19 protein-coding genes and 1 tRNA gene are annotated in these 26,391 nt (G+C 58.1%); 9 read left to right on the forward strand and 11 right to left on the reverse strand.

All coding sequences use genetic code 11. The features are described from left to right. The first annotated feature begins 91 nt into the window (after positions 1–91). Together ACIOYV_RS03250 and ACIOYV_RS03255 are read left to right on the forward strand one after the other, a co-directional pair. Complete coding sequence (locus ACIOYV_RS03250; RefSeq protein ID WP_401320768.1) at positions 92–1,201, forward strand: PilT/PilU family type 4a pilus ATPase; 1,110 nt, start codon at positions 92–94, stop codon at positions 1,199–1,201. Between the two features lie 183 nt (positions 1,202–1,384). Then, positions 1,385–5,191: a hypothetical protein gene (locus tag ACIOYV_RS03255; RefSeq protein ID WP_401320769.1), complete on the forward strand. Its 3,807-nt coding sequence runs from the start codon at positions 1,385–1,387 to the stop codon at positions 5,189–5,191. Between the two features lie 16 nt (positions 5,192–5,207). Here the strand turns inward: ACIOYV_RS03255 and ACIOYV_RS03260 are convergent, their stop codons facing one another. The 10 genes from ACIOYV_RS03260 to ACIOYV_RS03305 all read right to left on the reverse strand — a co-directional run bounded on the left by ACIOYV_RS03260 (position 5,208) and on the right by ACIOYV_RS03305 (position 18,290). Further along, positions 5,208–7,163, reverse strand: coding sequence for an acetoacetate--CoA ligase (locus tag ACIOYV_RS03260; protein WP_401320771.1), 1,956 nt, complete (start codon positions 7,161–7,163; stop codon positions 5,208–5,210). 122 nt (positions 7,164–7,285) lie between these two features. After that, complete coding sequence (hbdH, locus tag ACIOYV_RS03265; protein ID WP_401320773.1) at positions 7,286–8,059, reverse strand: 3-hydroxybutyrate dehydrogenase; 774 nt, start codon at positions 8,057–8,059, stop codon at positions 7,286–7,288. A 7-nt stretch (positions 8,060–8,066) separates the two neighbouring features. Further along, positions 8,067–9,458: a GntP family permease gene (locus ACIOYV_RS03270; protein ID WP_265045338.1), complete on the reverse strand. Its 1,392-nt coding sequence runs from the start codon at positions 9,456–9,458 to the stop codon at positions 8,067–8,069. A 300-nt stretch (positions 9,459–9,758) separates the two neighbouring features. Next, positions 9,759–11,174 carry a sigma-54 interaction domain-containing protein gene (locus tag ACIOYV_RS03275; protein WP_401320776.1) on the reverse strand — a complete coding sequence of 472 codons (1,416 nt, stop codon included), beginning with the start codon at positions 11,172–11,174 and terminating at the stop codon, positions 9,759–9,761. A 153-nt stretch (positions 11,175–11,327) separates the two neighbouring features. Continuing rightward, positions 11,328–12,902, reverse strand: coding sequence for an ABC transporter ATP-binding protein (locus ACIOYV_RS03280; protein ID WP_054614996.1), 1,575 nt, complete (start codon positions 12,900–12,902; stop codon positions 11,328–11,330). 14 nt (positions 12,903–12,916) lie between these two features. Further along, positions 12,917–13,939, reverse strand: coding sequence for an ABC transporter permease (locus tag ACIOYV_RS03285; protein ID WP_163909861.1), 1,023 nt, complete (start codon positions 13,937–13,939; stop codon positions 12,917–12,919). Continuing rightward, positions 13,939–15,000, reverse strand: coding sequence for a microcin C ABC transporter permease YejB (locus ACIOYV_RS03290; RefSeq protein ID WP_054046607.1), 1,062 nt, complete (start codon positions 14,998–15,000; stop codon positions 13,939–13,941). Before ACIOYV_RS03290 ends, ACIOYV_RS03285 begins: the two co-directional genes overlap by 1 nt. Continuing rightward, complete coding sequence (locus ACIOYV_RS03295) at positions 15,000–16,868, reverse strand: extracellular solute-binding protein (protein WP_401320779.1); 1,869 nt, start codon at positions 16,866–16,868, stop codon at positions 15,000–15,002. Before ACIOYV_RS03295 ends, ACIOYV_RS03290 begins: the two co-directional genes overlap by 1 nt. A gap of 137 nt (positions 16,869–17,005) precedes the next feature. Beyond that, entirely contained in the window at positions 17,006–17,287 is a 282-nt protein-coding gene (locus tag ACIOYV_RS03300; protein ID WP_003445034.1) for a peptidylprolyl isomerase, read from the reverse strand. Between the two features lie 121 nt (positions 17,288–17,408). Next, the gene (locus ACIOYV_RS03305) at positions 17,409–18,290 is read right to left on the reverse strand and encodes an esterase/lipase family protein (RefSeq protein WP_401320781.1); all 882 of its coding nucleotides are present in this window, start codon (positions 18,288–18,290) and stop codon (positions 17,409–17,411) included. A 339-nt stretch (positions 18,291–18,629) separates the two neighbouring features. On the opposite strand from ACIOYV_RS03305, the gene ACIOYV_RS03310 reads away from it, so the two are divergent. Beyond that, on the forward strand, positions 18,630–19,673 hold the full coding sequence (locus tag ACIOYV_RS03310; protein ID WP_401320782.1) for a hypothetical protein: 1,044 nt from the start codon (positions 18,630–18,632) through the stop codon (positions 19,671–19,673). 50 nt (positions 19,674–19,723) lie between these two features. Here the strand turns inward: ACIOYV_RS03310 and ACIOYV_RS03315 are convergent, their stop codons facing one another. Next, a complete protein-coding gene (locus ACIOYV_RS03315; RefSeq protein WP_401320784.1) occupies positions 19,724–20,800 on the reverse strand; it encodes a 3-deoxy-7-phosphoheptulonate synthase in 1,077 nt (358 codons plus the stop codon). A gap of 627 nt (positions 20,801–21,427) precedes the next feature. Here ACIOYV_RS03315 and ACIOYV_RS03320 point away from each other — a divergent pair. The 6 genes from ACIOYV_RS03320 (at position 21,428) to ACIOYV_RS03345 (ending at position 26,349) form a co-directional block, all read left to right on the forward strand. Continuing rightward, positions 21,428–21,871, forward strand: a complete 444-nt coding sequence (locus ACIOYV_RS03320) for a GNAT family N-acetyltransferase (protein ID WP_401320785.1) — start codon at positions 21,428–21,430, stop codon at positions 21,869–21,871. Positions 21,872–21,997: 126 nt separating this feature from the next. Beyond that, a complete protein-coding gene (uvrY, locus tag ACIOYV_RS03325) occupies positions 21,998–22,639 on the forward strand; it encodes a UvrY/SirA/GacA family response regulator transcription factor (RefSeq protein WP_082356623.1) in 642 nt (213 codons plus the stop codon). Positions 22,640–22,641: 2 nt separating this feature from the next. Then, on the forward strand, positions 22,642–24,465 hold the full coding sequence (gene uvrC / locus ACIOYV_RS03330) for an excinuclease ABC subunit UvrC (protein ID WP_054046595.1): 1,824 nt from the start codon (positions 22,642–22,644) through the stop codon (positions 24,463–24,465). Between the two features lie 32 nt (positions 24,466–24,497). Then, positions 24,498–25,058, forward strand: a complete 561-nt coding sequence (gene pgsA / locus ACIOYV_RS03335; RefSeq protein ID WP_054046593.1) for a CDP-diacylglycerol--glycerol-3-phosphate 3-phosphatidyltransferase — start codon at positions 24,498–24,500, stop codon at positions 25,056–25,058. A gap of 63 nt (positions 25,059–25,121) precedes the next feature. Next, positions 25,122–25,197, forward strand: a tRNA-Gly gene (locus ACIOYV_RS03340). Positions 25,198–25,476: 279 nt separating this feature from the next. Then, the gene (locus ACIOYV_RS03345; protein ID WP_401320787.1) at positions 25,477–26,349 is read left to right on the forward strand and encodes a DNA/RNA non-specific endonuclease; all 873 of its coding nucleotides are present in this window, start codon (positions 25,477–25,479) and stop codon (positions 26,347–26,349) included. Positions 26,350–26,391 lie beyond the last annotated feature (42 nt).

Raw genomic sequence — 26,391 nt, forward strand, 5'->3', positions numbered from 1 at the left:
ATCCTTGCAAGGCAGTAGACGCTGGATGGTCCGATGGGTCACGGTATCGGGCCATATCCGTTCATTGAATGCTTCGCGGGTGCTTTTTGCCATGGAAATCGATTTATTGTTGCGGCAACTGGCCAGCCAGGAGGGCTCCGATCTTTACCTCTCCACCGGCGCGCCACCCAGTGCGCGGTTCGATGGCGTGCTCAAACCCTTGTCCGAACGGCGGTTCAAACCGGGGGAAATCGCGGCCATCGCCGAGTCCATCATGGACGCCGAACAGCGGCTGGAGTTCGATCGGGAACTGGAAATGAACCTGGCGATCTCCCTGGCCGGGGTCGGACGCTTTCGGATCAACCTGTTCAAACAGCGCAATGACGTGTCGATCGTCGCACGTAACATCAAGCTCGATATCCCGCGCTTCGAAGACCTCAACCTGCCGCCGGTGCTGCTCGAAACCGTGATGCTCAAGCAAGGGCTGATGCTGTTCGTCGGCGCCACCGACTCGGGCAAGTCCACCTCCCTGGCGGCGCTGATCGATTACCGCAACCGCCACAGCAGTGGCCATATCATCACCATCGAAGACCCGGTGGAGTATATCCACCGACACAAAAAGTCGATCATCAACCAGCGTGAGGTCGGCGTTGATACCCGCAGTTTTCATGCAGCGTTGAAAAATACTCTGCGCCAAGCGCCGGATGTGGTGCTGATCGGCGAAATTCGCGACCGCGAGACCATGGAACACGCGCTGACCTTTGCCGATACCGGTCATCTGGTGATCTCCACCCTGCACGCGCACAACGCCAATCAGGCGCTAGACCGGGTCATCAACTTCTTTCCCCAGGAGCGCCGCGAACAACTGCTGCACGACCTGGCCAACAACCTCAAGGCGTTCGTATCCCAGCGCCTCGTGCGCACCCGCGACGGCCAGCGCCGGGCGGCGGTGGAGGTGATGCTGGGGACGCCGACCATTGCCGACCTGATCCGGCGCAATGCGTTTGACGAACTTAAAGGGATCATGGAGAAGTCGGTGGAGTTGGGGATGCAGACATTTGACGGAGCGCTGTATGCGTTGGTCGTGGAAGGTGCGATCAGTGAGGAGGAGGCGTTAAAACATGCTGATTCAGTGAATAACTTGCGGTTGCGCCTGAAGTTGCATGTCGAAACATTACCTGATCAGCCAGGATCTTCAGGAGAATGGGGGTTGGTGGATTAAGCGTATTTATTAGGTAAGCCCAGGGCGTCGTATTGTTTTAAGTGGCGCAGCTGCGCAGGCTGCCGCTATTCATTGTTGGTTGAAACGTTATCTAATAGAAGTTGGCTTGAGGGTCTTTCTGTTGTGGGTAAGTATCTTGCTCTCAATAATTATGCCGGCAGAAAGTTGGTAGGAAGATCCGTGATGATAACCAGAAATAAATCGAATTCTATTGGCTCGGTTGCTGCCGAAACACATAACCTGCGCATGAGTGAAGACTCTTTCGAGAAGCAACTGTTATTGGCTGAGCTGCAAGAACTTGTAGAGAAACATGGCGGTGTCGATACACAGGTGGTCGATTTGGATAACAAGCCTTTTCAACTGCGTGAGGGGTCCTCGCTTTATCAGGCGCACACCCCGGCCAAAGTTCTGTTGGAAGAAATGCTTAAGTTCAAGTCGATGATCGGGGTACGCGCGCGCTATCAAACTAAAGAAACAGATGAATTCTGCATCACCGGGCGTGGCGAGGTCATTATTTTCGTTGGCCAGGAAAAGCACGACATTTCGCAATGGCTGGATGTTGATCCGAACGCCATCGAGCGAATTCGTCTATTGACCGGGTTTGCGAAGGTGACGGGGGAGTTTGTATGGGACTCTGATGAAGTGGTGCTGTCTCAGTGGCTGAGGTTCCACGACCTCTATGTGCCTTCAACGATCGCCGGGGTGAAGAATCTGGTTGCTTTCCTGACGCTGAAATTGCCGGATGTTGAGCCGCTCGGTAATTATTGGGGGCAGCTCGTCGCTGAGGACGATTCGTCGGCCGTATTAACCGATGAAGAAATACAAAGAGTCAGGGCGCTCACGACGAAGACCCTTTCTCAAAAGGGAAAGCTCCTTGAAAAGTTGTACGCTGACAGTGTGAAAGCGTTACCAGACCCATATGACCGGCAGGCTGGCAGCCGGTTAATCATGGAAATGTTGCGCCACTCCACTTCCCAGGCTCTCGCAAAAAAATACATCAGTGAGTTGCAATGGTATGGCGCCAACCCGGGTGAAAACGTATCCGCCGAAGAACTTGCCCAAGTACTCGTTACTGCGGTCCTTCTAGATCTTTATCAGCACAGTGGCCGGGATTCTCGGCGAAACCACATCTGCGGCTACGATCTTTATCAGCCTGCAAATGCTGATTTACCGCACTTCCTGATTCTTGATGATCTTGAGCGTTATCTGTTGAGCAACCAGATTGTTTCAATGGGACTCTCGCGGTTGGCGATTCATCTGTTATTGGCTAAAACGGCACCGGAGTTCTTGGTCAGGGATATTCCAGATCAGTTGCTGGTGGGCTCGGTGGGCTGGGTCAGTTTTTGCAGTGCAGTGGCAACCCTCGAACTGAAGGCATCGGGCTGCTCGCGATCAATGACTTATGATCAAGTGATGGCATTCGCCGGGATCGAGCCTGTCGGTCCGTGGATTGAAAAGCTTCAAGGGTTGGCGGCGATCCCGTCAATTATCGATTGGGGCCTGATCAATAAACTGATTACCCATGAGCAGTTAACCGAGTCCGAAAAAGACACGTCGATCATCGCAGTGACCGCGTATGACGGATACGCGACGTCGATTGCTCAGGCGGCCGAGACATTCTCGACAGTAATGCCTTCTCGAAAGCAGGTTGCTCTGAAAGCGCTGAAGGACGCTGCACCGGGTTGTAATCTTGAGGAACGTTCACTTTTCACCCGCAAGGACAGGGACTACAAGCAAGGTACCAATACGCGAAACTGGTCCCCCCGTCCTGATGAACAACCGGTCTCGATTTACCGCCCGACTGGCCATCCGCTATCGATGGTCGATGCACATATCGGCGGGTATCTGGTCGGTGGTAATTGGGACAGGCTTGACGGTGAGAGTATTTTTAAAACCTGGCCGGGTTTATCCGAGCTGGACAATATAGATGATCAGTTTGATCGAGAGCTGACGGCGCATTACAGCAAAATGAACAGTGCGCACGTCACGATTTTGAAGTTGGCGATGTCTTCGATGATGGACGCCGACCGGGTTATTTTCCAAAACAGCAAAATCGGTTTTTTTACGCTGCGTCCATCCGTGGCGAAGAATCATATTCCCGAGGTGACCTCCGGCTTGATAGGCAGTAGTACACCGGGGCGAAATTATCTGGCAGAAACCCAAGCGGAGAAGGACGCTGCTACGGGACGCTATGGCGTGGTGATGTGCGCCTTTCACGGTAAGGATCAAATTACCTGTTATGAGGTTTTCATACTGCTGGGCAAGTGCCAAAAAAACACGGAGTTGGGCGTACTGATTGGAAATACACAAAAAATGCGCACCGCAGCCAGAGTGGATTTTTCCGGTGATATGTCAGAGAAAACACGGGCGATCCCTACGACTGCGGATATTCCTGTTGATATCAGGAATTACACCCATGGCGTGCATAGCAATACGAAGGTTTACAGCACTGCTGTTATAGAAAAACTTGGCGAAATTGCAGGGCCGAACATTCGGGCTTCGCGCGGGCATAGCATCTACAAGAATTACGCAAGCGTACAGTTTGACAATATCGCGACATTTATCATGAAGAACCGTCCGTTGGTGACCTACGAAGAGCTTAAGGAAATCGCCACGGAATTGACCTGGATGGAGGAGAAGATCCTCACTCAGAAGGCGCAGACGGAATTTCTTGTCAATTTGATCGTGCCGTTCAAAAGCTGCATTGATGACCTGAGTTCTGGCGATAAAAATCGGGTTGCCGATGGGGCTTTTGGTTGCATCATGGATACCCTTGCGTTGTTCGGTACAGCGGTAGGTGTCGCAAGCAAAGTCATGAGCGTCGCCGCCAGAGGTGTTTCGATGGCATCCAAAGTTGCCAGCCTGGCGAAATTTGCCATCACCACGACTGTATCGATGTTCAATCCTCTGGATGGGGCGGGAACGGTTGGGCGAAGCGCGGGGAAACTGTTTCACAAGGGATCCTTGATGTTAGGCGCGGGCGCTCTTCAAACGTTTGAAACCGCGACCTTCCAGCTACGCAAAATTGCGGGTAGCGCCCAATCTTATGATCTGATCAAGGCTGCCGATTATTCACACATCGGCCAAGGTCTGTGGCGCCCGCTGGAGAATGGCGGCGATGCAGTGAGTATTTGTGCGATTGCCCAAAAGGAGCGTTGGTTTGCCATGAATCGACTGGGTAAACCATGGGGGCCGAAACTGAAACGCTTTGACTTCACTCAGTCGCTCAGCGTGCCCAGGTTTCACAAACTATTGCCTACGGATTACACCCATCTGATTCTGCGCAAAAGTTTGCCGATTGCCCGTTCTAAAATCGCAAATGCACTAGTGACATTGGGCGATCATTCCAACAGTCTGGATACCAATCTGGTGATCGGGTTGTTGTTTGGCAGTACGGCAAAGGGGCGAGATCAGACGCTGAATTTCCTGAAAATAATCAAGACTGACTTTGATGGCTTATCTGGCAGAAACTTCGTCCTGGCGGCGGTAAAGGATGACATCACCACGGCCTCCCTCATGCCGGTGGAATACAAGGCATGGAAAAAAGACGGCGCGGTTGCCGGGGTAGATCAGCCGGTGATTACGGTCTACTGCGACAACCTGAATGATCATTTTTACCGGGAAAAGCTCAACTACGAGGTCATCGCCATCGATCTGGTGCATGAAATGTTCAGGGGGGGGCCAGATGCGAAAGATTTGAGCTACGCACTCGACCCGCAGACAGAGAGTCCGGACACTTATCAATTGAATGTCGCGCCGTTACTGAATCTTGCCTTGGGCGAACTTGCGGTTTCGTTAGAGTCACCAGTGCAAAAGCATGACAGCACCAAGTCTTTGGAAAATGCGGACACCTTCAGTCTTGCGGTTGTGTTGTTCGACCAATTGATGACCGATAAATCAAGGTTTCTGCAGAACACCCGGATCATGTCTGCGGCTGTTGAACGACGTCGCAGCGGTGCCATAGAGGGAGAGGTTCTGATCAGCCTCTGATCCCTCTTGATGGGTGTTAGTCCACCAACTCCGGTCGATCCCGAAACTGCTCCAGCGCTTCAGGATTGGCCAGTGCATCGGTGTTTTTCACGGGCTGCCCATGCACTACATTTCTCACGGCCAACTCCACCACTTTGCCGCTGATGGTGCGCGGAATGTCCGTCACGCTGAGGATTTTCGCCGGCACATGCCTCGGCGTGGTATTAGCGCGAATGACCTGGCGAATCTGCTGCTGCAATGCTTCATCAAGCGTGACGCCGTCCTTCAGACGCACAAACAGCACCACGCGCACGTCATCCTGCCATTGCTGACCGATCGCTACGCTGTCCAGCACCTGCGGCACTTTCTCGACCTGACGGTAAATCTCCGCCGTGCCAATGCGCACGCCGCCGGGGTTGAGCACGGCGTCGGAGCGGCCGTGAATCAGCATGCCGCCGTGGGGCAGTTGCTCGGCGTAATCGCCTTGGGCCCAGACGCCGGGGAACTGGCTGAAATATGAAACGCGGAGTTTTTCGCCCGTAGGGTCATTCCACAAACCAATGGGCATCGCCGGAAAGTGCCGGGTGCACACCAGTTCGCCTTTTTCGCCGACCACCGGTTGCCCGGCGTCGTTCCAGACCTCCACCGCCATGGCCAGGCTTTTGCCCTGGATTTCCCCACGGCGCACCGGTTGCAGCGGATTGCCGACCACGAAGCACGAAACGATGTCGGTGCCGCCGGACATCGAGGCCAGGCACACGTCCGGTTTGACGTCGCGATAGACGAAATCGTAACTCTGCGGTGACAGAGCCGAACCGGTGCAGAGCAGGGTTTTCAGGCTGCTCAGGTCGTGGCTCTGACGAGGTTTCAGGCCGTTGCTTTCCAGGGTCGCAAGGAACTTGGGGCTGGTGCCGAAGACGTTGATGCGTTCGTCATCGATCAGGTCGATCAAGCGCTCGGGGCCGGGATGAAACGGCGAGCCGTCGTACAACACCACGGCGCTGCCGACCGCCAGGGCCGACACCAGCCAATTCCACATCATCCAACCGCAGGTGGTGTAGTAAAACAAACGGCTGCCGGGGCCGAGATCGCAATGCAGGCCGTGTTCCTTGGCGTGTTGCATCAGCACGCCGCCGGTGCTGTGGATGATGCATTTCGGCACGCCAGTGGTGCCGCTGGAATACAGGATGTACAGCGGATGGGCGAACGGCACAGGGACGAAATCCGGCTCGCCGCCGATGTCGTAGAAGTCATCCCACAGCGTCACGTTGGCCTGGGTGTGAAAGTCCTGGATGTGCGCGTGGGGCCGGGCGTAAGGCGCCATGATCAATTGTTGCAAGGACGGTAGGCGTTCGAGGATTTCGTTGACCTTGGCGGTCTGGTCGATCTCCTTGCCAGCATAGCGATAGCCGGCGCAGGTGATCAGGACCTTTGGCTCGATCTGACCGAAACGATCGATCACCCCTTGGGTGCCGAAGTCCGGCGACGAACAGGACCAGATTGCCCCGAGGCTGGTGGTGGCCAGCATCGCCACCAGGGTTTGCCAGGTGTTGGGCATGCACGCCGCGACCCGGTCGCCGAGGCCGACGCCGGCGGCTTTCAGGCTGTTCTGAAAACCGGCGACATGGCTGGCCAGTTCGGCCCAGGTCAATTGCTCGCGCTGACCGTTTTCCGCAATCGCGACCACCGCCACGGCATCGTCGCGACGCCGTAGCAGGTGTTCGGCGAAGTTCAGGGTTGCACCGGGGAACCATTCGGCGCTGGGCATCTGCGGGCCTTCACGCAGCACCGCGTCGGGCTGGTCGTGGAAGCGGATGTCGAAGAAGTCGACGATTGCCTGCCAGAACGTTTCGCGCTGATCGATGGACCATTGGTGCAGGGCAGGGTAGTCGTCGATCTTGAGGTGATGGCGCTGATTGACGAAGCGCCGGAACGCCTCCATGCGGGTCTTGCCGATGCGTTCGGCGCTGGGTTGCCAGAGGATGTCGGACATGGCTTGCCTCTTGTTCTGTCTTCAGGCCCATTCGCGGGCAAGCCTCGCTCCTACAAAAGCAGCGCTGTACCTGTAGGAGCGAGGCTTGCCCGCGAAGAACGATAACGCGGTTCGTCGGCGGATTACTGCGCCAACCACCCACCATCAATATTCCACGCCGCACCGCGCACCTGGCTACCGGCCTCGCTGCACAAGAACAGCACCAGTTCACCCAGTTGCGGCGGGGTCACGAATTCCAGCGAAGGCTGTTTCTCCGCCAACAAATCATGCTGCGCCTGCTGCGGGTCGATCCCGGTGGCCGCGCGATCGTCGATCTGCTTCTGCACCAGCGGCGTCAATACCCAGCCCGGGCAAATCGCATTACAGGTGACCTGGGTGGTCGCGGTTTCCAGGCCGACCACTTTGGTCAACCCGATCACCCCATGCTTGGCGGCGACGTAAGCCGCTTTGCCCACCGAACCGACCTGGCCGTGAACCGACGCGATGTTGATGATCCGTCCCCAGTTCTTGGCGCGCATACGCGGCAGGCACAGACGCGTGCTGTGAAACACCGACGACAGGTTGATCGCGATGATCGAATCCCAGCGCTCCAGCGGAAAGTCCTCCACCGCCGCCACATGCTGGATCCCGGCGTTGTTGACCAGAATATCCACGCCACCGAACTCACGCTCGGCGTAGGCAATCATCTCGGCGATCTGTTCCGGGTTGCTCACGTCGGCCGGGTGATGCCCGACCTTGCCGCCAAACTGTTGCAATTCGGCGATCACCTTGGAGGCATCGCCAAAACCGTTGAGCACCACGTTGGCGCCAGCCTTGGCCAGGCTGAGGGCTATGCCCAGGCCGATGCCGCTGGTGGAGCCGGTGACCAATGCGGTCTTGCCTGTAAGAGTCGTCATGAATACCTCACACAATGCCAGTGGCGTAGAAAGTACCGATCACCACAAAAACCGCCAGGGTTTTGATCAGCGTAATACAGAAAATGTCTTTGTAGGCTTCGCGGTGCGTCAGGCCGGTGACCGCGAGCAGAGTAATCACCGCGCCGTTGTGCGGCAGGGTGTCCATGCCGCCGCTGGCCATCGCGGCCACTCGGTGCAGCACTTCCAGCGGAATGTTCGCGGCATGGGCCGCGGCGATGAAGTCATTGGCCATGGCCGCCAGCGCAATGCTCATGCCGCCGGACGCCGAACCGGTGATGCCGGCCAGCAAGGTCACGGTAACCGCTTCGTTGACCAGCGGGTTGGGAATGCTTTTCAGCCAGTCGGCCAGTACCAGGAAGCCCGGCAAGGATGCTATCACCGCGCCGAAACCGTATTCCGACGCGGTGTTCATCGCCGCCAGCAACGAACCCCCGACCGCGCTTCGACTGCCTTCGGCCAACTTGCCGCGAATCGCCTGGAAGCCGAACACCAACACCATGATGATCCCGACCAGCAACGCGGCTTGAACCGCCCAGATCGCCGTGAGTTTGGCGATGTCGGTGGTCACGGGCGTGGCCATGCCCGGCAGAGCGAGGCTGTGAGTCTTGCCGTACCACTGCGGGATCCACTGGGTGAACAGCAGGTTCATGATGCCCACCGCCAGCAGTGGCGACAGTGCAATCCAGGGATTTGGCAGTTTGATATCGGCAGCGGTTTCTGGCTCGTTGCGCAGCTCGGTGCCGTAGCCTTCACCAGCACGCTGGGCCTTGTTGCGTTGGCGCTGCAGGAACAGCATGCCGGCGCAGACCACAAAGATCGAGCCGATCAAACCCAGCCACGGCGCCGCCCAAGCGGTGGTGTTGAAGAAGGTGCTGGGGATGATGTTCTGGATCTGCGGGGTGCCGGGCAGGGCGTCCATGGTGAAGGAAAACGCGCCGAGGGCGATGGTTGCCGGGATCAGGCGTTTCGGGATGTTGCTCTGGCGGAACATCTCGGCGGCAAACGGATAGACCGCGAACACCACCACAAACAGCGACACGCCGCCGTAGGTGAGCAGGGCGCAGACCAACACGATCACCAGCATCGCCTGGCGGGTGCCGAGCAAGCGAATCGCCGCCGCGACGATGGAGCGGGAGAACCCCGACAACTCAATCAGCTTGCCGAACACCGCGCCGAGCAGGAACACCGGGAAATACAGTTTGATGAAGCCGACCATTTTCTCCATGAACACCCCGGTGAAAGCAGGGGCGACGGCAGAAGGGTCAGTTAGCAGGACGGCGCCGAGGGCGGCAATCGGGGCAAAGAGGATAACGCTGTAGCCACGGTAGGCAGCCAGCATCAGCAGCGTGAGAGCTGCCAAGGCAATGATCACACTCATGGGTGTGTCTCCTGGGATTGTTATTTTTGTAGGGTGGATCTTTTGTGGGAGAGGGCTTTAGCGGGAATCGTGCCAGATTGTTAAGCTGTTGAAATATAAGGAAATTATATTGTCAGGAGATGATTTTTGGGGTTTTTGTCTCTGTTTTGAGATTGTTGGTGGGGTGGAGGATGCCTTCGCGGGCAAGCCTCGCTCCTACATGATTTGTATTGCACGCTGGAAATGAAAGAAACGCATCACCTGTAGGAGCGAGGCTTGCCCGCGAAGAGGCCATGTCTAACAATCGAGATCTATGTCTCTTTATTGAGACTCGGCAATCCCCAACGCCACCATCTTCTTGTACAACGTCGACCGCCCAAGCCCCAACCGCGCCGCCGCCTCAATCACCTTGCCCCCGCATTGCGCGAGAGCAGAATCAATCAACTGCCGATCAAACCGCTCACGAGCCTCGCTGAACGTCTCATGCGCGCTGGATTCAATCGCGAGGTTGGGTGTGCGCTCAACTGGGGTAAATTTGCCAATCGCCGCGCGGATGTCCGCCGCGTTCAGCATCAAGTCATCACTGAGCAACGCCGCGCGCTCCAGCACGTTGCGCAACTCGCGAATATTTCCCGGCCAGGCGTGTTGGTCCAAAAGGTCCAGGGCTTCGGGGTTCAATTCGTGCTGACTGCGCAGTTCTTCAAGGATCGCTTCACTGAGAGCGGGGATATCGTCGAGCCGGTCGCGCAGCGGTGGAACCTGGATCGGCAGGACATTGAGGCGGTAGTACAAGTCCGCGCGAAATTCGCCACGCTTGATCGCCGCTTCCAGGTCCGTGGACGTGGCGGCAATCACCCGCACGTCGCTCTGGATCACTTCATTGGAGCCCACTGGCTCGAACTCTTTTTCCTGCAACACCCGCAGCAGCTTGCTTTGCAGGGGCAAGGGCATGTCGCCGATCTCATCGAGAAACAGCGTGCCGCCCTGGGCGATCTGCAACTTGCCGACCCGACCCTTGCGGTCCGCGCCGGTAAACGCGCCGGGGGCGGTGCCGAAGAACTCCGCTTCGAGCAATGACTCGGGAATCGCCGCACTGTTGATGCTGACAAACGCCTTGTGCGCCCGGGGCGAAGCGCCATGGATGGCCTGGGCCAGCAACTCCTTGCCGGTGCCGGTTTCTCCGAGCAACAGCACAGGCGACTCGGCACTGGCACTGCGTCGGGCCCGGCGTTTGACTTCCAGGCTGGCGGCGCTGGTACCGATGAAGTGGGCGAAGTTGTATTTGGTTTGCCGTGCGCGCAGCAGCGAGCGGGTGGAGGCCAGTTCTTCCTGCATGCTCAGGTAGCGCTTGAGCATCGGCGACAGACTGCGCAGTTCGTCGAACAGGGCAAAACCGATCGCGCCGATCACCGCGCCAGCGTCGTCATGAATTGGCAGGCGCATCACCACCAGCGGTTCTTTGGGCGTGTCCTGCATGTCCAGCAAAATCGGCCGGCCGGTGCGCACCACTTCGCGCAGCAGACTGCCGGGGATAACGCTTTCGCAGGCCTTGCCGATCGCGACTTCCGCCGATTCCAGGCCGAAGCGCCGGGCGTAGCGTTCGTTCATCCAGACAATATTCGCGTCGCGGTCGACAATCACCGTGCCTTCGCTCGACTGCTCGATGATCTCGAACAACGAGCGGATCGCCAGCATGCGAACGCGCTGGTAGTCCTTGAGGCTTTCGGTGGTGTTCATGTCTGTCATGTCCGGAATGTGTGTTGTCTGTCAGGGCCTCTTCTCGGGCAAGCCTCGCTCCTACAGGATTTAAGTTGCATGCCGGAAATGGGCGCAACGCATAATCTGTAGGAGCGAGGCTTGCCCGCGAAGGCTGCGCCTCGGTTCAAAGGCCTACCCCGGATGCGCCGCCGCCAACAGTTCCTTGGTATACGGATGCTGCGGCGAGTCGAATACATCATGGCTGGCGCCGCTTTCCACCACTTTGCCGTCCTTGATCACGATCATGTCATGCGCCAGGGCGCGTACCACCGCCAGATCATGGCTGATAAACAGGTAGGTCAGGCCGTGTTTTTCCTGGAGATCCCGGAGCAGGGCGACCACTTGTTTTTGCACGGTGCGGTCCAGCGCCGAAGTCGGTTCGTCCAGCAGGATCAGCGCTGGCTTGAGCACCAGTGCCCGGGCGATGGCGATGCGTTGGCGTTGGCCACCGGAAAACTCATGCGGATAGCGATGGCGGCTTTGCGGGTCGAGGCCGACTTCAACCAGTGCCCGAATCACTTCAGCCTTACATTCCTCGGCGGTCAGTTGGCTATGCACTTCCAACCCTTCGCTGATGATCTGCGCCACGGACATGCGTGGGCTCAAGCTGCCGAAGGGGTCCTGGAACACCACCTGCATCTTCTTGCGCCACGGTCGCAGCTGTTTTTGCGTCAGGCCATCCAGCGCCTCGCCCTGAAAGCGAATACTGCCTTCGGAGTCGAGCAAACGCAGAATCGCCTGGCCCAAGGTGGACTTGCCTGAGCCGGACTCGCCGACGATGCCCAGGGTTTTGCCGCGCTGGACATGCAGGCTGATGCCATCCACCGCGTGCAACCAGGTCTTGCGCTGGAACAGCCCGCCGCCAAGGGCAAACTTGACGTGCAGGTTGTCGACTTCCAGCACCTTCTCGCGCTCATCCCGGGGCAGGGCTTCACCTTCCGGTTCGGCGTTCAGCAGCACGCAGCTGTAAGGATGCTTCGGCTCGGTGAACAGCGTCTCGCAAGGGGCCTGCTCGACAATTTCCCCGGCCTTCATCACGCACACCCGCTGGGCAATGCTGCGCACCAGATTGAGGTCATGACTGATCAACAGCAATGACATGCCAAGCCGTTGTTGCAGGGACTTGAGCAGCAGCAGGATCTTGCGCTGCACCGTCACATCCAGCGCGGTGGTCGGTTCGTCGGCGATCAGCAACTCCGGCTCGCAGGCCAGGGCCATGGCGATCATCACCCGTTGCCGCTGGCCGCCGGACAGTTGATGCGGGTAAGCCTTGAGCCGTTCCTTGGGTTTCTTGATGCCAACCAGTTCCAGCAGTTCGAGAATCCGCGCTTGCGCCGCTTTGCCCGCCAGGCCCTTGTGCAGCAGCAGGGTTTCGCCGATCTGCTTTTCGATGCTGTGCAGCGGATTCAGCGAGGTCATCGGTTCCTGGAAGATCATCGCGATCCGGTTACCGCGCAACTGGCGCAGTACCTTGGCATCGGCACCGACCAGTTCCTGGCCGCGATAACGAATACTGCCACGGGTTTCCGTGCCTTCTTCAGGCAGCAATTGCAGGATCGAATGCGCCGTCACTGATTTGCCCGAACCCGACTCGCCCACCAGCGCCAGGCATTCGCCGGGGCGGATGTCCAGGCACAGGTTACGCACCACCGTCTGGCCGCTAAAGGCTACGTTGAGGTCACGGATTTCGATCAGGTTGTCACTCATGTCTACCGTCCGTTTCATGATCTTGGATCAAAGGCATCACGCAACGCCTCGCCGATAAATACCAGCAAAGAAAGAATCAACGCCAGGGTGAAAAACGCCGTCAGCCCCAGCCACGGTGCTTGCAGGTTCTGCTTGCCCTGGCCGATCAGTTCGCCCAGGGAAGCACTGCCTGCCGGCATGCCGAAGCCGAGGAAGTCCAGCGCAGTAAGGGTGGAAATCGCCCCGGTCAGGATAAATGGCAGATAGCTCAAGGTCGCATTCATGGCATTCGGCAGGATGTGCCGCACGATCACTTTTTGGTCGCTCAGGCCCAGCGCGCGGGCAGCCTTGACGTATTCCAGGTTGCGCCCGCGCAGGAATTCGGCGCGCACCACGTCCACCAGGGCCAGCCATGAAAACAGCGCCATGATCCCCAGCAACCACCAGAAATTCGGCTCGACGAACCCCGACAGAATGATCAGCAGGTACAGCACCGGCAGCCCCGACCAGACTTCCAGCAAGCGCTGGCCCAACAGGTCGACCCAGCCGCCGTAATAGCCTTGCAGTGCACCGGCGGCAATTCCGATCAGTGCGCTGACTAAGGTCAGCATCAGGGCAAACAGAATCGACACCCGGGCACCGAAAATTACCCGGGCCAGTACGTCTCGTGCCTGGTCGTCGGTGCCCAGCCAGTTGACCTTCGTCGGTGGGCTCGGCGCCGGTTTGTTCAGGTCATAGTTAGGGGTGTCGTCGCTGAACGGGATCGGCGGGAACAGCAGCCAGCCGCCGTCCTTCTTGATCAGCTTCTGTACGTAGTCGCTGCGGTAATCGGCCTGGAACGGCAGTTGCCCGCCAAACTCCTGTTCGGTGTGGCGCTTGAACGCCGGGAAGTACAGCGAGCCTTCGTAACTGACGATCAACGGTTTGTCGTTGGCGATCAGTTCGCCACCGAGGGTCAGCAGGAACAACCCGATAAACAGCCACAGCGACCACCAGCCCCGACGGTTTTTCTTGAAACGTTCGAAACGGCGCCGGCCCAGCGGCGAAAGCTTGAACATCAGGCGTTCCTCGCGGCGAAGTCGATACGCGGGTCGACCAGGGTGTAGCAGAGGTCGCCGACCAGTTTTATCAGCAGGCCGAACAAGGTGAAGATGAACAGCGAACCGAAGACCACCGGGTAGTCCCGTGATACGGCGGCTTCGTAGCTCATGCGACCCAGACCGTCGAGGGAGAAGATCACCTCGATCAGCAGGGAGCCAGCGAAGAACACGCTGATGAAGGCCTGCGGAATCCCCGACACCACCAGCAACATCGCATTGCGAAACACATGGCCGTACAAAACCCGTCGCTCACTCAAGCCTTTGGCGCGGGCCGTGACCACGTATTGGCGGGTGATTTCATTAAGGAAGGAGTTTTTGGTCAGGATGGTCAGGGTGGCAAACCCACCGATTACCAGCGCGGTGACCGGCAAGACCAGGTGCCAGAAGTAATCGGCAATTTTGCCCAGGGTCGACAGCGACTCGAAGTTATCCGAAACCAACCCGCGTACCGGGAACCAGTTCAGCGACGTGCCGCCGGCAAACACCACGATCAGGAACATCGCGAACAGGAACGCCGGCATGGCATAGCCGATGATGATCGCGGTGCTGCTCCAGATATCGAAGTGGCTGCCGTGGTGCACCGCTTTGCGAATGCCCAAGGGGATCGACACCAGGTAAGTGATCAGCGTCGCCCAGAGCCCGAGGGAAATGGTCACCGGCATTTTTTCCAGGATCAGGTCGGTGACGGTGGCGCCGCGGAAGAAACTCTTGCCGAAGTCCAGCCGAGCGTAGCTTTTAAGCATCAGCCACAGACGTTCCGGTGCCGGTTTGTCGAAGCCGTATTGTTTTTCGATCTCCTTGATCAGTTGCGGGTCGAGGCCGCGACTGGCCCTGGACGTGCCATGCATCGTCTCGCTGGAGCCACCGCCGACCGTCGCGCCGCCGATGCCTTGCAGGTGCGCGATGGCCTGTTCCACCGGACCGCCGGGCGCGGCCTGGACGATCACGAAGTTGACCAGAAGAATGATGACCAGCGTCGGAATGATCAGCAGCAAACGCCGCAGTATGTAAGCCCACATCAATGCGGCCCTCCGGATTTGCCGCGCTTGATCAGTTCGGCGGTCATCTGTTCGTTGGTCAGTGGCGTGGAGCTCACTTCCCACCAACTCTCGATGGCTTCGTCATTGCTCGCTTGCACATTGGGAATGCCGAAGCGGTTCCACCATACGGTTGAGCTGCCGGGCGGGTAATAGTTGGGAATCCAGTAGTAGTTCCATTGCAGCACGCGGTCCAGGGCATGGGCATAGCGCAGCATTTCGGCCTGGGTGTTGGCGCGGATCAGACCGTTGATCAGCGTATCGACCGCCGGGTTCTTCAACACCATGTAATTGTTGGCGCCGGGGTCATTGGCCGAGGCCGAGCCGAAGTAGTTGACCAGTTCGCCGCCCGGGGAGGTGGTCACGGGGTAGCCAGTGATGACCATGTCATAGTCTCGGGACATCAGGCGGTTGACGTATTGGGACGAATCGATGCGGCGGATATTGAGGTCGATGCCGATCTGTTTCAGCGTGCGCTTATAGGGCAGCAGCAATCGGTCGATGCCGTTCTGGCTGGTGAGGAAGGTAAAGCTCAGCGGCTCGCCCTGGGCATTCACCAGTTGATCGCCATCGGGTTTCCATCCGGCTTGTTCCAGCAGATCCAGCGCTTGCAACTGCTTGTCGCGAATCACGCCGCTGCCATCGGTCTTCGGTGCCTCGAAGACCTGGGTGAAGACCTCGTCGGGAATTTGCCCCCGAAGCGGTTCGAGAATCGCCAGTTCGGCGGCATCTGGAAGCTTTCGAGCGGCGAGGTCAGTATTGGAAAAGAAGCTCTGCTGGCGGATGTACAGGTCACGCATCATCTGCCGGTTGCTCCATTCGAAATCCCAGAGCATGGCCAGGGCCTGGCGCACACGACGGTCCTGGAACATCGGGTTTTGCAGGTTGAAGACGAAACCCTGGGCTGTTTGCGGTGCGTCGGTTGCCAGATGCGCTTTGCGCAGGCGACCGTCGCTCAAGGCCGGGCCTTCGTAACCGATGGAATAACCGGTGGCGGAGAATTCACGGTTGTAGTCGTAGGCGCCACCGCGCAATACCTGACGGGCGACGTCGGTATCGCCGAAGTACTCGATGCTGAAATGATCGAAATTGTAGAGGCCACGACTGACCGGCAAGTCCTTGCCCCACCAGTCGGCGTTGCGCTCGAAGGTGATGCTGCGCCCGGAATCGACCTTGCCGACGCGGTACGGGCCGCTGCCTAGTGGCGCCTCGTAACCGCCGCCGCTGGCGAAGTCGCGGGTCTTCCACCAATGCTCGGGGAAGACTGGCAGAGTCGCGATGTCCAGGGGCAGGGTGCGGTTTTCGTTGCTTTTGAAGTCGAACCGGATGGTCAGGGGGGATTCGATTTCGGTGCCTTTGACATCGGCGAACTGGGTGCGATAGCGCAGGCTGCCCTGAGTCATCAGCAAGTCATAGGTGTAGCGCACGTCTTCGGCGGTGATCGGCGTGCCATCGGCGAATCGGGCCTTGGGATTCAGGTAGAAGCGCAGGGACAAACCATCCTCGGACCGCTCCATCTTCTCTGCCACCAGACCGTACACCGTGTAAGGCTCATCCTGCGAACGCTGGGCCAGGGGCGAATAAAGCAGGCCATCAATCTGGTTCACACCGATGCCCTTGTCGATGTAGGGCAGGATATGGTCGAAATGCCCGATCTCGATGGCCGAGCGGCGCATCGTGCCGCCCTTGGGGGCTTGCGGGTTGGTGTAGGCGAAATGACTGAAACCGGCGGGATACTTCGCCGGTTCGCCATACACGGTCAACGCATGTTGCGGTGCAGCATTCACACCAACGGCGCTTAATAGCAGAGCCACGGCAGTGAATATCGAAGTGGGGAAAAGCAGTCGCATTGTCAGCCTTAGAGCCGGGTGATCGATAAGCGCAATTTGTACGCTAGCCGCGCGTCACTCGCCAGCCGAATCACGTAACCAAATACACAACGGCCCACCAAAAGGCGGGCCGTTGTATTAAAAACTCAACCGCTGGATCAGTCCTGGCGGCTGGTCACTTCCAGCAGGTGATAACCGAACTGGGTTTTGACCGGGCCTTGCACGACGTTGATTGGCGCGCTGAAGACCACGGTGTCGAATTCCTTGACCATCTGGCCTGGACCGAACGAACCCAGGTCACCGCCCTGACGGCTGGACGGGCAAGTGGAGTTGGCTTTGGCAACTTCGGCGAAATCAGCGCCACCTTCGATCTGGGCTTTCAGTTCGTTGCACTTGTCTTCGCTGGCAACAAGGATGTGACGGGCAGTGGCTTTAGCCATGGGAAAATTCTCCATTCAGTGTTCAGTAAAGTGCTGAGCCTACCGGATTCAGTGGCCTATTTCTTCTCAAAGTTCCATCTGAAGCCGGGCGGGCAATGGCAGCTCCGTATAAAGGAAGGGTTTAAAGGCCGGCGTTTCTCAAACGCTCGGCGTGCTCGACGTACAGATCGATCGGGTTGACCCCTTTGCGGCCGCGGTCAGTCGTCTGGCTGAGGCTGTCCATGTGATCCATCGGATAGTCGGAGCGGATCACTTTGCCCAGGTGAGAACTGTATCGACCGACCAACCCGTCGTTTTGCCCGGCCTCGGTGATGAAATACTCGGAGAAGGCCCGGCAAAAGGCGTGGGTCGGGTCGAGAGCCCCGAGCCCTTGGTCAAGAATGGTCCCTTGCAGGATCCCGCTCCAAGAGTAATAGCGTACGCCATTGACCACCTCACGACCCTTGCCGCCCCAGGTTTTTGGCAGGCCCTGCGGGTACTTATCGTTGAAAGCGCCAACGCCTTCGGTGGTCAGGGCGTTGAGAGCGGCAATTGCGTTTTGCGGCAAGTGAAAATTACCGCTCAGCAGCGACAGGAAATCAGCAAACAGCGTCGCGACCTTTGTGGCCACATGCTCCGGCAAACGCCCCGGCGTCAGGGCCTTGCGCAAGAAGTCGGCCAGTTCCGAGCCGTGGTTGGGGCCGCTGACGGAGGTAATCGATGCGACCCATTGTGGTGCGACAGCGGCTGCGTAGCGGGCGGCCAATGCGCCCTGGCTGTGGCCGATCAGGTTGACCTGGCTAGCACCGGTGCCTTCCAGTACCCGTTCGATCTGGGTCAATAGTTGTTCGCCGCGCACCTCATTGCTGTGGGTAGCTGACAGGTGGGGGATGAAGACTCTTGCCCCATGACTTCTCAGGCCCTGCTTGACATCATGAAACAGTTCATATTTGCCGATACGGTCGAAGCCAAAGAGTCCGTGTACCAACAGGATTGGGTGTTGAGTTGTTGCATTCCGTTGCATGTTCGTGCCTTTTCGCGGAAGTTCGTGGATGTGCGCCGGGCTCCACTCTAAAACACTCCCGCCACTCGGCGATGTCTGAAAAAGCCGCTGTTTTCGAGGGAAAACGGAATAGAAAATGTCTGAAAATTCCGATCTGGCTGAAGCCTATGTCGGAACATTTCGACATCTTTTTATGCCGTCAAGAGTGATTCTCACCAATGGCCTACTTCGTAAGCCGCATTTATCCGGGCCACCTGTAGTGATCACCTGACATCGCCAAGCAGCGCGATGGGCTTAAATAGGCCTCGTTCGATGCCGACGTAAGGGGCGGCAGATATTTCCAAGGAATGGAGTAGATGAATGGGTACCTATGAAGTAAATGCAGGAAAGCTGGCACTGCCGGCTCCGCAGTTGATGCAGATGGATAACGCGGTTCTCGATCCGGCCTGCAGAAAAGCCGTGGTCAAGGTCTTGCCTTATCCGGGCATGGCGAGCGGAGACAGGCTGGTGCTGCACTGGTCGGGGCTCGATGTCGAGGGGCAGGTCTATCTGCACGAAGTTTCGCAGTTCGTCAGTCAGGGACAGGTGGACAAGGAGGTTGTCTTTACCGTCGCCGGGGCACACATCGGCGCGCTGGATGGCGGTTCACTGGAGATCTACTACACGCTGACCAGCCGTTCTTTACCCGAGTCGGCGCAATCCCGGCGTTTGCAGTTGAATGTTGGCGATGCCCCCGCCGGTTTGTTGCCGCTGGTTGTGAATGATGCCGTGGGCGGTACGCTCGACCCGGACCGGGTGGTTGAAGGTGCGCGCATCACGATTCGGCCTTACGCCCGGATGGCTGCTGGTGACCGCGTGGTACTGGTCTGGGAAAGTGTTACGCCGCAATTGAGCTTCAACGACAGGCTGAGTATCGAAGCCTTCGCGGTGGGGCAGGAGCTCTCGTTTTGGGTCAGGCCCGAGTTCATTGCCCCTGGTCTCGGGTCGTCAGTGACGATCACCTACTGCATCGAGCAGCATGGGCAGGCACCGCTTTATTCAGAGCCGATGCGATTGTCCATCGAGCCGCTGGAGCGACCTCAGTTGGCAGCCCCCATCATATTGGAGGCCGAGGAAGGCTGGCTGGATCTGCAGGACTCGATTGATGGGGTTACCGTCGTAATTGACGACGCCCGAACCGAGGCGGGCGAGTTGGTGTACCTGAGGTGCGACGGCGTCAACTTCAGCCACCGGGATGAACGGGATATTTGCCGGGAGATGGCGGGTGAGCCACTGGTGTTTATCGTGCCTTACCGGTTCTGGAGAGAGCACCAGGGCTCGACGGTTCGCGTCAGCTATTCGGTTGAACGACTGGACGACGTGAGCCAAGTGTCAGATGTGGCACTGGTTCAGGTGCAGGGGTAAGTCGCGTCGAGGTCCTCCAGTCTTCGATTGAAGACTGGAGGAGGCGTTGGTCATGCCAGCTGCTGGGTGCGAAGTCGGTCAGCTGCCTGGCGTAGCAACTGTTCGGTCGCGCTCCAGCCGAGGCAGCCATCCGTTACCGATACACCGTATTGCAGGGACGAACTCAACGGCTGGCAGCCTTCGAAGAGGTGGCTTTCGATCATCATGCCGATCAGTGAGCGATCGCCTTGCAGGCGTTGTTCGAGCACTTCGTTGAACACGGCTGGCTGACGCAATGGGTCTTTACCGCTGTTGGCGTGACTGCAATCGACCATGATCCGGGTCGGGATTTTCAGTTTGGCCAGGTCGTGGTTGATACGGGCAACGCTATCGCAGTCGTAGTTCGGCCCGCGATGGCCTCCACGCAATACCAGGTGGGTGTCCGGATTGCCCGGCGTCTGGATGATTGCAGGATGTCCCTGGCTATCGACGCCGAAATGCCTGTGCGGGTGGGCTGCCGAGCGCATGGCATCGCTGGCAACCGTGACGCCGCCATCGGTGCCGTTCTTGAAGCCCACTGGCATGCTCAGGCCGCTGGCCATTTCTCGGTGGATCTGCGACTCGGTGGTGCGTGCACCGATGGCGACCCAACTGAGCAAATCATCGAAGTAACCGGCGGCCATCGGTTGCAGCAGTTCGGTAGCAATCGGCAAACCGAGGCGGAGCATTTCGCGCATCAGTTCCCGAGACAGGGTCAGGCCACCGGCCATGTCATCGCTGCCGTCGAGCTGTGGATCGTAGGCCAGGCCTTTCCAGCCGACGGTGGTGCGGGGTTTTTCGACGTAGGCACGCATCACCAGGAGCATTTCGTCGCTGACTTCAGCGGCCAGGCGCGTGAGGTTAGCGGCGTATTCGAGGGCTGACTGGGGATCGTGAATGGAGCACGGGCCGACGATGACCAGCAAACGGGAGTCTTCACCGTTCAGGATGGCGCGTACCGCTTGGCGGTGGCTGGCGACCTGCTGGGTCAGGGCGGTGCTGAGTGGCAATTGCTGTTTGAGCTGCAATGAGCTGGGCAGACGCAGGGTCAGCGCTTCATTGGCCGGGCTCAAGGTGGACAGTGGCAAAGCAGAGACGGACGAGTTCATATTCATTCTTCCTGGGCTGGCGGCGGGTTCGTTCCCGCGTGCTCGGCCCTACTGGGGTGTTCGACAATTGGCCGGATTGGCTGCGTGTGTGTGCTTGCCACCTGTGGGTGACCGATCGGAGGCGGCAGGCTGTCCCGAGCGGAGGCTGGTAAATCGCCAGGCGGTAAAACTGTCGTGACGGTAATAAGTGGCGTAGTTCATTTTCTGGATCCTCAAGTTGTCTGGTATGTCGCTAAAAATTCTGGGGCTGAAAAAACAAAACCCCCGGTCGGGAGGCCGACCGGGGGTTGAGAATTCTCTGGTGGCGACCCGTTTAAAGTGGGCGCCGTGTGGGTATCAGGCGCGCCAGTGGCTAAACCAATACCCAAAATAAAAGCTGACCGGAGCACAAACGTCATTCGCCCGGGCAGCCGCCATCGAGCGCAGGGCGCTGACGGTACGAAGCTGTGAGAGGGCGTTGAACATGGTCTGTCTCCGATGAATGCGCCGAGCTTACTAGAGGGACGTAGGCAGATTCAATCAGAAAATACTATCGGGCGGCGACGGCGTTTCCTATCGCTTGAGTGCCTGAAGGGGTATGACACACTGGGTGCTTCGCTAAAAACCAATGTCGTTGCGGAGCGTTGAATGGTTTTCGAATTACGTCAGGCGACAGCCCTGGATCTTGATTTTGCTCGCGGGCTGACCTGTCAAAACATGCTGCGTTATTACATCCAGTACGACCTGTTATGGCTGGATGAAGCCTTCGACGTGGCTTGGGCGGGGCGGGAAAACTGGTTGATTACGCAGGACGACGTTCCGGTGGGTTATTTCAGCCTGAGTCGTGATGCCAGGGCCTTGTACATCCGCGAACTGCACGTAACCGAAGCATTTCAGGGGCACGGCGCAGGTTCCTGGGCGATCGATCAGGTATTGGCCATGGCCCGGGCAGAACGACGACCTGCCTTGCGCCTGACCGTCTTCAAAAATAATCCGGCGCAGGCGCTGTATCGGCGCATGGGGCTGGAGGTGGTCGGCGAGGACGAGTGTTTCCTGAGAATGCAGCGTGAAACGGATGCCCCTCATCGCTGAAACACGCAAGGAGCAAGCCTTGAAAGATGAATTGAAACTTTTTATATGACGCTTGCCGCTAGGTCTGCCAGTCGCTTTTTGCTAAGGTGTCGGCAACCCAATACGACCATATCGCGAGGTGTCTGCTTGATTAGGGTGCTAGTAGTCGATGACCATGATCTCGTTCGTACAGGCATTACACGAATGCTGGCTGACATCGATGGCCTGCAAGTAGTCGGCCAGGCCGAGTCAGGGGAGGAATCCCTGCTCAAGGCGCGTGAGTTGAAACCCGATGTGGTTCTGATGGACGTCAAGATGCCCGGGATCGGCGGTCTTGAGGCCACGCGAAAATTGCTGCGCAGTCATCCGGACATCAAGGTTGTCGCGGTTACTGTGTGCGAGGAGGATCCGTTTCCTACACGGCTGTTGCAAGCCGGGGCGGCGGGTTACCTGACCAAGGGCGCAGGTTTGCCGGAAATGGTCCAGGCCATTCGCCTGGTGTTTGCCGGGCAACGCTATATCAGCCCGCAAATTGCCCAGCAACTGGCGATCAAGTCGTTCCAGCCAACCAATGATTCACCTTTCGATGCATTGTCGGAGCGCGAGATCCAGATCGCCTTGATGATTGTCGGCTGTCAGAAGGTCCAGATCATTTCCGACAAACTTTGCCTGTCGCCGAAAACCGTGAATACCTACCGCTACCGCATTTTCGAGAAGCTTTCGATCAGCAGCGATGTCGAGCTGACACTGTTGGCGGTGCGTCACGGCATGGTCGATGCCAATCTCTGAAAATGACTGAAGTCTTCGATCCGAGTGCATTCCTGTCGACAGTGAGCGGACGCCCCGGCGTCTATCGCATGTTCGACAGCGACGCGCGCCTGCTTTACGTCGGCAAGGCCAAGAATCTCAAGAAACGTCTGGCAAGCTACTTCCGCAAAACCGGTCTTGCGCCCAAGACTGCGGCGCTGGTGGGGCGTATCGCCCAGGTCGAAACCACGATCACGGCCAACGAAACCGAAGCCTTGTTGCTTGAGCAGACGCTGATCAAGGAATGGCGTCCGCCCTATAACATTCTGCTGCGCGACGATAAATCCTATCCTTACGTTTTCCTCTCGGATGGCCAGTTTCCACGCCTGAGCATCCATCGCGGCGCGAAGAAGGCCAAGGGCAAGTATTTCGGGCCGTATCCAAGTGCGGGTGCCATCCGTGAGAGCCTGAGCCTGCTGCAAAAGACCTTTTTTGTTCGTCAGTGTGAAGACAGCTATTACAAGAACCGCACGCGACCCTGCCTGCAATACCAGATCAAGCGTTGCAAGGCGCCGTGCGTCGGGCTGGTGGAGCCGCAAGTGTATGCCGAGGACGTGCGGCATTCGGTGATGTTCCTTGAGGGGCGCAGCAATGCGCTGACAGACGAGCTGTCTGCCGGGATGGAGGAGGCGGCGATCAACCTCGAGTTCGAGCGCGCAGCCGAATTGCGCGACCAGATTTCATTGTTGCGCCGGGTCCAGGACCAGCAAAGCATGGAAGGCGGGACGGGCGACATCGATGTGATCGCCGCTTTCGTCAATCCGGGCGGTGCCTGTGTCCACCTGATCAGCGTGCGTGGAGGCCGGGTGTTGGGCAGCAAGAACTTCTTCCCGCAAGTGGGGATTGAAGAAGACGTTTCCGAAGTCATGGCCGCATTTTTGGGCCAGTACTACATCACCAGTCCGGAACGGGACTTGCCGAGCGAGTTGATCGTCAACGTAGTTCACGACGATTTTCCGGTGCTGATCACCGCCATCGACGAGCTTCGCGGTCGCGAATTGTCCATCAGCCACCGGGTTCGTGGTACGCGAGCACGCTGGCAGCAGTTGGCGGTCACCAATGCGGAGCAGGCATTAAGCGCGCGGCTGGCCAATCGTCAACACGTCGCGGCACGTTTCGAAGCACTGGCCGAGGTCCTGAACCTGGATGAACCGCCGCAGCGCCTGGAATGCTATGACATCAGTCATTCCAGCGGCGAAGCCACCGTGGCGTCCTGCGTGGTGTTCGGTCCGGAAGGCCCGATCAAGTCCGACTACCGTCGCTACAACATTGAGGGCGTGACGCCCGGTGACGATTACGCGGCCATGCACCAGGCCCTGACCCGACGCTTCAGCAAGCTGAAGGACGGCGAGGGCAAGCTGCCGGACATTTTGCTGGTGGACGGCGGTAAAGGGCAGCTTTCGATGGCTCGGGACGTGCTCAACGAACTGGCGGTGCCCGACCTGATTCTGTTGGGCGTGGCCAAGGGCGCTACGCGCAAGGCCGGTTTTGAAACCCTGTACCTGAATGACGCTGCACACGAATTCACGTTGCGCGGTGATTCCCCCGCGCTGCATTTGATCCAGCAGATTCGCGACGAAGCTCACCGTTTCGCCATTACCGGGCACCGGGCACGGCGCGGCAAAACCCGCCGCACGTCCACGCTTGAGGGCGTTGCAGGGGTAGGGCCGACACGTCGGCGCGATTTGTTGAAACATTTTGGTGGATTGCAGGAGCTGTCTCGTGCCAGCATCGAAGAGATCGCCAAAGCACCCGGGATCAGTAAAAAGCTCGCTGAGTCGATTTATGCAAATCTGCACAGCGAGTAGAATGCCAACTCACCTCGTAGCCAGTTGTGCCGATGAATATCCCTAATCTGATTACCGTTCTACGCGTCCTGCTCATCCCGATCTTTATTTTACTGTTCTACCTGCCTTACCAATGGAGCTACCTGGCCTCCAGTTCGGTCTTTGCATTCGCCGCTGCCACTGACTGGCTCGATGGATACCTGGCCCGCCGCCTGGAACAAAGCACGCCATTCGGGGCCTTCCTCGATCCGGTGGCCGACAAGTTGATGGTCGCCGTCGCGCTGGTGTTGCTGGTGCAAGAACACGGCAACCTGTGGCTCACGCTGCCGGCTGCGGTCATTATTGGTCGCGAGATCGTCGTCTCGGCGTTGCGAGAGTGGATGGCCGAACTTGGCGCACGCGCTCACGTTGCAGTGTCGAACCTGGGCAAATGGAAAACCGCCGCGCAAATGCTCGCGCTGGTGATCCTGTTGGCCAACCCGTCGGACTTCACGTTCTGGGTGTTGGTGGGTTACGCCTTGTTGCTGGTGTCGGCAGGCCTGACTTTGTGGTCCATGGTCCAATATCTGCGGGCTGCCTGGCCGCATCTGAAGACCGATGTAGAAAAGAAATAAAACTTTTTTGAATCAAGGGGTTGACGGGGCTTCTGGATTCTATAGAATGCGCCACACCAAGACGCGGGAATAGCTCAGTTGGTAGAGCACGACCTTGCCAAGGTCGGGGTCGCGAGTTCGAGTCTCGTTTCCCGCTCCAAATATAGAAAAAGCGCCACTCATTGAGTGGCGCTTTTTTTTGCGTGTTTTTCAGCAGCGGCATTGAACGTAAAGGCCCCGGTCCCTCTGGCACTAAGGTGATTTCCAATGGTCAATACGTCCCGCACGACCGTCAGCGGTCGTGGTTTCGCATCGGTATTTTGATCAAGGACAGTGAAAGCATGCTCCCCGCAAGATAACCACCATCACCTGCGCCCGGTTCCGTAAATCGGGACTCGTCGTACGTTTACTCCTCAATCCAAATCGAAGAATTTAAAGCATGCACCTACGCAAAATTGCAGTTGGGCTGTCGGCCCTTGTTTTGCTCTCGACCGGGGTAGAAGCCCGCAGTCTGCTGGATCTCCTCAAGCCAGCCACCCAGCATCAGACCCAAACGTCCCACTCGGGCTCGATCAACCAGAACGCGGCACTGGACCTCTATTCAAGCAAACAGAAACAGCCCTCGTTCGACGGTTGTGCCGATCTGTTCCCGGCAGCCAAACCGATCAACACCGCCACTGTGCCGGCCACCATGAAACCCCTGGCCCTGTGTTCCGACAACTTTGCCGTGCTGTACTCGCAAACCAGCAGGACCCCGCTGGTGGTGGTCGAACGGCTGAATGCCGCCCAACTGCGGGATGCCAAAGGAGAGGAGCGCACCAATCAGTTTTATCCGGACCCGCGCATCCCCAAGAGTGGGCGGGCTGAGTTGAGCGATTACCGTAGCCAGCATCCGGCCGTGGATCGTGGTCATCAATCCCCGGCTGCCGATGCACCCAGCGCCAATGCCATGGCCCAATCCTTCGCGCTTTCGAACATGGTGCCGCAAGACCCCACCAACAACCGGAAGATCTGGAGCAAGGTCGAGGCCGATGTGCGCAAGTTTGCCAAGCGCGCCGATGGCAATGTCTATGTGTTTACCGGCCCGCTGTTTGACTCAGGCCACAGCACCATCGGCGATAACAAGGTCTGGGTCCCGACGCGGCTGTTCAAGCTGGTCTACGACGCATCGTCCCAGCGTGCCTGGGCCTATGTGCTGCCCAACGCGGAAACCCGCATTGAAAGACCGATGGACTACGACACGTTTGTGAAGAGTACCGGGCTGAAGCTGCTGGGTAATTTGCCGGTTAGCGGTTCGGTGGGGCGTTCTTAAAGAAAAAGGGGCAGATCAATGATCTGCCCCTTGTTTTGTGCG

The organism is Pseudomonas sp. NPDC087342 (genome assembly GCF_044744265.1).
Classification (GTDB): Bacteria; Pseudomonadota; Gammaproteobacteria; order Pseudomonadales; family Pseudomonadaceae; genus Aquipseudomonas; species Aquipseudomonas nunensis.